The sequence below is a fragment of the Agromyces sp. NPDC056965 genome (assembly GCF_042673425.1).
Taxonomy (GTDB): domain Bacteria; phylum Actinomycetota; class Actinomycetes; order Actinomycetales; family Microbacteriaceae; genus Agromyces.
The window spans coordinates 32,761-39,707 of sequence record NZ_JBHURI010000041.1 but is presented as its reverse complement, the minus strand read 5'-3'; the positions used below and the strand labels follow the sequence as shown (position 1 = coordinate 39,707).

Here is a 6,947-nt window from a genome sequence, read left to right as displayed (position 1 = left end):
CGCCTGCGGCATCCGCCGTTTCACATGTAGCGATTCACCGCTTCGCGGATCTCTCCGGCGAACTGATAGATGTCGTCGGGACCGCTAATGGGATGCCGCGTCTCGACCTTGTCCGCGTCCATGAGCCCGAGGTACTTCTGCTTCCTCGAGTTGAAGTGGAGACGTGCGATCGGCTTTCGATTGTTGTCATCGAGAAGGATCGCGAAATACGACTTGGAGTCACGCTGGGTGACGCGTTGAGGTTTCACCTCACTGCAGGCGATCGCTTTGACGATCTGATATGCCTCCAGCTCTTCAAGCGTCGTCTCGATCTCGGTGTCGCGAGCGAGATCTTCCTCCGCGACTTCGCGGCTTGTCACGGCCGCCTCGTCGGTCTCGATGTAGCCGCCGCCCCGAAGTGCCGCCTTCAACCGATCGTTGACCTGATCGTTGAGGAACTGAGCGGAAGCCTTGACCACGAGCGGCGCGAACTGGTCGCGGACTTTCTGGGTGATGGAACCGTCGTAGACCTTGCCGATGAAGAACCGCGTCCAGTCGTCGCTCGGAGCACGGAACTGCTCAGCGATCGTGCGCTTGAGCTGCCCGATGTACTTCAGCTCGCCTGCGGCACTGATGATTGAGTCCAGGTCGAAGGCGTCCTTGGTCAGCTTCTTGATCTCTTCGATCAGGGTCTCATCGATATCGAGCAGGTCGAGCACGAGGAAGGGCTTCTCGTCCATGCGATTGGGGGCGTCGAGGTCCGTGAAGAAGTGATAGACCTGACCGTTCGTGAGAACGGCGACACGGGCGTTTGTCACCGCGAAGTAGCGGAAGAGTTGCGACGCGTGCTCAACCTTGAGGGGGGCGGTGGAACTCTTGCATTCGATCAGCATCTGGACTTCGCTATCCCGCATGATTGCGTAGTCGATCTTCTCGCCCCGCTTGATTCCCACATCAGCGGTGAATTCCGGAACCACTTCGATGGGATCGAACACGTCGTAGCCGAGCACCGTCGAGATGAACGGCATGACGAACGCGTTCTTCGTCGCCTCCTCGGTGAGGATGGCATCGCGCTGATTGGTCACCTTCTGGGCGAGGGCTGTCAGGGAATCCGCAAAGTCCATTCTTTGCCTTTCAGTTTGAAGTCCAACTCGTGACTCTATCGAGACGTATGGTGGCTGGCAGAGTGCGCGACGTCGCTTGTTACCCCTATTTCGGGGGACAGGCTTCTGATGAAGCCGAGCAATCAGGGATGCATCCGATGTCGACCCGATGGTCGCCGTTCGTTCACCGACCGTGCACCAGTCGGCTGCTCGTCGCGCGTAGCTTCTCGCCATGGCCAAGGTCGAACTCGTCAAAGCGTCGCGCGTGGCGGTCCCGCTGGCGCCCACGTCGGCGACGCGGCTAAGCCGTCGCGCGGCCGGACGAACGGATGCCGCATCCGGGCGTGAGACCGCCCGCGCGACCGCGATCATCCCGGCTCGGGGCGGCTCGGTCGGGCTGCCGGGCAAGAACCTCGCGCGGGTCGGCGGAGTGCCGCTCATCGCCCGGGCGGTGCGCACCGCGCTCGCCGCGGACCGCATCGACCGCGTCGTCGTCTCGACCGACGACCCGGAGATCGCCGATGCCGCACGCGCTGCGGGGGCGGAGATCGTCGACCGGCCGGCGGAGCTCTCGGGCTCCACCGCCTCGAGCGAGGCGGCGCTGCTGCACGCGCTCGAGCATCTCGAACCGCGCGATGCGGCAGGGTCGCCCGCAGCGGATCAGCACCGCGACGGCGGCGCGGGACGCCGTCAGGGTGGCGAACGTCCCATCACGGTCTTCATCCAGGCCACCTCGCCCTTCATCGACCCGGCCGACCTCGACGCGGCGATCGGCCGCGTCGCCTCGGGTGAGCGCGACGTCGTCTTCGCCGGCGCGGCGACGCACGTGTTCCTCTGGCGGGACGACGCCGACGCGGACTCCGCGATCGGGGTGAACCACGCGGCGACCCGCCGGCTCCGCCGTCAGGAGCGAGAGCCCGAGTACCTCGAGACCGGGGCGTTCTACGTCTTCGCCACCGACGGGTTCCGCACCGCCGGCCACCGCTTCTTCGGGCGCATCGGCATCCAGCCGGTCGACGCCGACCACGCCATCGAGATCGACGAGCTCGCCGACCTCGAGCGGGCGAGGGCACTCGCGGCGCACGTCGATCGCGGGCTCGCGGCATCCGCCCGGCCGGGCTCGACGCGTGGTGCGCCCGGCGTGCCCGGCCCCCGCATCGACGTCGACGCCCTCGTGACCGACTTCGACGGCGTGCACACCGACGACACCGTCATGGTCGACCAGCTTGGGCGCGAGTCGGTGCGCGTCAGCCGCAGCGACGGTGCCGGCATCGCTCGGCTGCGGAAGGCCGGCATCCCCGTGCTGATCCTGTCGGCCGAGGAGAACCCGGTCGTCGGGCGCCGGGCCGAGAAGCTCGGCGTCGAGTGCGCGCAGGGCGTGGGGGAGAAGGGCGCGGTGCTGCGCGAGTGGGCCGAGCGACGCGGCATCCGCCTCGATCGCATCGCCTACCTCGGCAACGACCGGGGCGACCTGCCCGCCCTCGACCTGGTCGGCTGGCCCGTCGCCGTGCCGGATGCCGCGCCCGAGGCGCTCGCCGCAGCGCGCCACGTGCTCACGAGCGCCGGCGGCCACGGAGCCGTCCGCGAACTGGCCGACCTGATCCTCGCCGCGTGCGACTCCGCCGAGGCGACCGAAGACCCCGATCCGCCATCGCGCGATCCTGAATGAGGGAGCGAACATGTCCGTCCGCATCGGCCGATCGGTCGTCGGCAGCGAGTACCCGGTCTACGTCATCGGCGAGATCGGCCTGAACCACAACGGCGACGTCGAGATCGCGAAGCGCCTCATCGACGTCGCGGTCGAGGCGGGTGCGCAGGCCGTGAAGTTCCAGAAGCGCACCCCCGAGATCGCGACCCCCGAGCACATGCGCGACGTGCCGCGCGAGACGCCGTGGGGCACGATGACGTATCTCGACTATCGCCGGCGCGTGGAGTTCGGCGAGCCCGAGTACCTCGAGATCGCCAGCTACGCGCTACGGGCCGGCATCGACTGGTTCGCATCGCCGTGGGACGTGCCGTCGGTCGAGTTCCTCGAGGAACTCGACGTGGTCGCGCACAAGGTCGCCTCGGCCTCGGTCACCGACCTCGCGCTGCTCGACGCGATCGCGCGGACCGGCAAGCCCGTGATCCTCTCGACGGGCATGTCGACGCTCGACGAGATCGACCGTGCCGTCGAGACGCTCGGCACCGACCGGCTCGTGATGCTGCACGCCACCTCGAGCTACCCCATGCCGCCCGAGGAGGCGAACCTCCGCACGATCGAGACGCTTCGCGGGCGCTACCCGGGCGTGCCGATCGGATACTCGGGCCACGAGCGCGGCCTCCAGATCTCGCTCGCCGCGGTGACCCTCGGCGCCGTCGCCGTCGAGCGCCACATCACGCTCGACCGCGCGATGTGGGGCTCCGACCAGGCGGCCTCGCTCGAGCCGACCGGCTTCGAGCACCTCGTGCGCGACATCCGCGTGATCGGCGAGGCGATGGGCGATGGCGTCAAGCGCGTGTTCCCCGGCGAGGAGGCGCCCCGGGCGAAGCTGCGCCGGGTTCCCGCGCTGTGAGCGACGGCGCACCTGTCGGCGGGCCGCCGGGGCTCGGCCCCGCCGGTCGCCTGCTCGTGGTCGCCGACTCGGACTCCTACGTGAAATGGGGGGCGGCGTTCGCCCGCGGGTTCCCGGAGTCGTGGCGCCTCGACCTCGTCGTGCTGCAGACGCCGGTGCAGCCGAGCCCCCGGCAGTTGCGCGCGGCGCTCGCGGGATCGGGATTCACCGCCGACTCGGTCGAGACCGTCGACCTCGATGAACTGGGGGAGCGGCTCGCGCGCACCCGGCCCGACGTCGTGCTGCTCGCACTGCGAGGCCCGCTCGTGCGCGTCGTCGCGCCGATCATCGGGCGCCGGCCGGAGCGGCCGGTGCTCGTGAGCGGATTCCCGGGCCTCACGATCCCGGCGGAGCCGAAGGCGATCGTCTACCGCGAGCAGGTCGACCTCATCGTGCTGCACAGCCGCCGCGAGGTGCGCGAGTTCCGCGCCAACGCCGGGCAGCTCGGGGTGGCGATCGAGTTCGGCCTCGCGACCCTCCCGTTCCTGCCCGACGAGGCGGTGACGGATGTCGCGGCCGACCCGCAACGCACCGACCTCGTCTTCGCTGCGCAGGCCAAGGTGCCCGCCGAGCGCGAGCACCGCGTGCGCCTGCTCGGCTGGCTCGCCGCCGCCGCCGCGCGACACCCGCATCGGCGGGTCGTCGTCAAGGTGCGCGCACGGCGCGGCGAGGCGCAGACGCACGCCGAGGCGTTCGACTACGCCGAGCTCCTCGACGACGCCGAGGTGCGCCGCGAACTCGGCGGCACGCTGCCCCCGAACCTCGTCGTCGAGGACGGGCCGATGGCGGCGCACCTCGCCCGCGCGGCCGGCCTTGTGACCGTGAGTTCGACCGCGGTGCTCGAGGCGGTCGCCGCCGGACTCCCCGTGCTGCTCGTCGACGAGTTCGGGGTGACGCCGAAGCTCATCAACACCGTCTTCGAGGGCAGCGGCCTGTTCGGCGGGGCCGGCGCGCTCGCCGCCTGGGAGCTCCGCCGCCCGAACGCGGACTGGCTCGCCGACGACTACTTCCACGGCAGAGGGCACGACGACTGGGGCGTCCCGCTCGCCCAGCTCCTCGAGCAGCGCACGGCCGGCAGGCTCGGCGTGCGGAAGCGGACGCACAACCTCACCGGTGGGGCGCTGCGACGCGCGTTCGAGCGCAAGCGGATGCTGGGAAGGCACGATCGATCGGTCGCGGGCGCCGTCTCGATGGCCGTCGCGCTTCCCGCGCGGTGGCTCCTGCGCCGCGCCCGTTTGGTTCGGAAGCGTGTGCTGGCGCGCTACGGGGGCGTCGTCGAGGCCTGACCGGCGCACCGAAACAGGCAGCGCATGCCGGAGCGGGCACCACGTGCCTGTTGGGGGAGCCGTCTCGGCGCGTCATCCTGTTCTCAGAACGGCGACGGCGACGGCGGTGGGGGCGCTTCGCCTCAGTCGACCGGTGCCGAGTGCTCGTCGACGTGCATCAGGTACGCGGCGGCATTGCGCTGGATGCCGGCGCGCTCGATGTCGCTGAGCTCGCGGCGCACCTTGGCCGGAACCCCCGCGACGAGGGAGCCGGGCGGCACGACCGTGCCCTCGAGCACCACCGCGCCCGCGGCCACGAGCGAACCGGCTCCGATGACGGCGCCGTTCAGCACGGTCGCGTTCATGCCGACGAGGCAGTGGTCTTCGACGGTGCAGCCGTGCAGCACAGCGCCGTGCCCGACCGAGACGCCGCGACCGACCTGCAGCGGATAGCCCGCGTCGACGTGGCAGACGACGGTGTCCTGCAGGTTCGAGCCCTCGCCGATGCTGATCGGCTCGGCCTCGGCGCGGAGCACGGCGTTGTACCAGACGCTCGATCCCGCTGCGAGGCGCACGTCGCCGACGATCACCGCCCCGGCGGCCACGAAGGCCGTCTCATCGAGGGCGGGTGCGGCGATGCCGGCGATGGTCAGGATGCGAGCCGAGGGATCTGCGGACATGCGCTCAGCCTACGCGCGCTCGTCGGGCCGCCCGCCGAGCCCGCGGCGCAGCCTCGCGGAACGAGCGGCCCGGGCGATGAGGCGGTACCCGACGCCGAGCGCGAGCACTGCGACGCCCGCGCCGATCGAGACCGGCGGGAGCGTCACGACGAGCACGAGGCATCCGACCGCCCCTGCCGCGGAGAGCGCCCTCGGCACGCGCCGTTCCGACCGCGGCTGGCTGATCGCCGCGAGGTTCGCGACGAGGTAGTAAAGCAGCACTCCGAACGAGGAGAAGCCGATCGCGCCCCGCAGGTCGACGGTCGCGACGAGCGCGATGACGACGACGGCGACGGCGATCTCGGCGACGTGCGGCACCCGGAACCGCGGGTGCACCCGGGCGAGCGGTCGGGGCAGCTCGTCGTCGCGCGCCATCGCGAGGGCGGTGCGACCGATGCCCGCGAGGAGGGCGAGCAGCGCCCCGAGCGCCGCCACCGCGGCGCCGACGCGCACGAGCGGTGCGGCCCATCCCCATCCGGCGGTCTCGACGACGTCGACGAGCGGTGCGACGGATGCCGCGAGCCCCGCCGGCCCGAGGGCGCCGAGTGCCGCGGCGCCGACGGCGGCGTAGACGAGCACGGCGACGGCGAATGCGATGCCGATCGCCCGGGGGATCGTGCGCGAGGGATCGCGGACCTCCTCGCCGAGCGTCGCGATGCGGGCGTAGCCGGCGAATGCGAAGAACAGCAGTCCCGCCGACTGCAGGATGCCGAGCCAGCCGCGGTCGTCCGTCGCGAGCAGGGGCGACGCGCCGCCCGATTCACCGCCCGTCGCGCCGCCGAACGTCGCGGTCGCGCCCGCCGCCACGACGAGCGCGAGCACCACGAGCACCCCGATCACGACGGCGGTCGCCACGCGCGCGGTGCGGGTGATGCCCCGGAGGTCGACGGCGGTGATCGCGATGACGGCGGCGATCGCGATCAGCCGCTGCCAGTCGGGCGGCGCGAGGTAGGCGGCGAAGGTCATCGCCATGGCGGCGCAGCTCGCCGTCTTGCCGATGACGAAGCTCCAGCCGGCGAGGAAACCCGGCCATTCGCCGAGGCGCTCGCGGCCGTATCGGTAGGCCCCGCCCGACTCCGGGTACCGTGCGGCGAGCTGCGCCGTCGAGCCCGCGTTGGCGAGCGCCACGAACGCCGCGATCGCGAGCCCGATCATGAGCCCGGCCCCCGCGGCCTGCGCGGCGGGGGCGAACACCGCGAAGACGCCGGCGCCGATCATCGCGGCGAGGCCGATCGCGACCGCCTGCCTGAGGCCGAGGCGGCGGGCGAGGGAGGGCTGATCCACGCT

General features: G+C 71.3%; 6 protein-coding genes. 3 read left to right on the top strand and 3 right to left on the bottom strand.

Features of this window, described 5'->3' with window-relative positions; all coding sequences use genetic code 11:
• Positions 1-20: 20 nt before the first annotated feature.
• A complete protein-coding gene (locus tag ACFTQE_RS11995) occupies positions 21-1,103 on the bottom strand; it encodes a type I restriction enzyme HsdR N-terminal domain-containing protein (RefSeq protein ID WP_376925284.1) in 1,083 nt (360 codons plus the stop codon).
• Positions 1,104-1,314: 211 nt separating this feature from the next.
• On the opposite strand from ACFTQE_RS11995, the gene ACFTQE_RS11990 reads away from it, so the two are divergent.
• The 3 genes from ACFTQE_RS11990 to ACFTQE_RS11980 are packed head-to-tail and all read left to right on the top strand — an operon-like array spanning position 1,315 to position 4,962.
• The gene (locus ACFTQE_RS11990) at positions 1,315-2,751 is read left to right on the top strand and encodes a cytidylyltransferase domain-containing protein (protein WP_376925283.1); all 1,437 of its coding nucleotides are present in this window, start codon (positions 1,315-1,317) and stop codon (positions 2,749-2,751) included.
• Positions 2,752-2,761: 10 nt separating this feature from the next.
• Entirely contained in the window at positions 2,762-3,637 is an 876-nt protein-coding gene (locus ACFTQE_RS11985) for an N-acetylneuraminate synthase family protein (RefSeq protein ID WP_376925282.1), read from the top strand.
• On the top strand, positions 3,634-4,962 hold the full coding sequence (locus ACFTQE_RS11980) for a DUF6716 putative glycosyltransferase (RefSeq protein WP_376925281.1): 1,329 nt from the start codon (positions 3,634-3,636) through the stop codon (positions 4,960-4,962). The genes ACFTQE_RS11985 and ACFTQE_RS11980 overlap by 4 nt, the downstream gene beginning before the upstream one ends.
• A 122-nt stretch (positions 4,963-5,084) precedes the next feature.
• Here ACFTQE_RS11980 and ACFTQE_RS11975 read toward each other — a convergent pair whose 3' ends face one another.
• Complete coding sequence (locus ACFTQE_RS11975) at positions 5,085-5,621, bottom strand: gamma carbonic anhydrase family protein (RefSeq protein WP_376925280.1); 537 nt, start codon at positions 5,619-5,621, stop codon at positions 5,085-5,087.
• Between the two features lie 9 nt (positions 5,622-5,630).
• The gene (locus ACFTQE_RS11970; protein ID WP_376925279.1) at positions 5,631-6,944 is read right to left on the bottom strand and encodes an APC family permease; all 1,314 of its coding nucleotides are present in this window, start codon (positions 6,942-6,944) and stop codon (positions 5,631-5,633) included.
• Between the last annotated feature and the right edge of the window lie 3 nt (positions 6,945-6,947).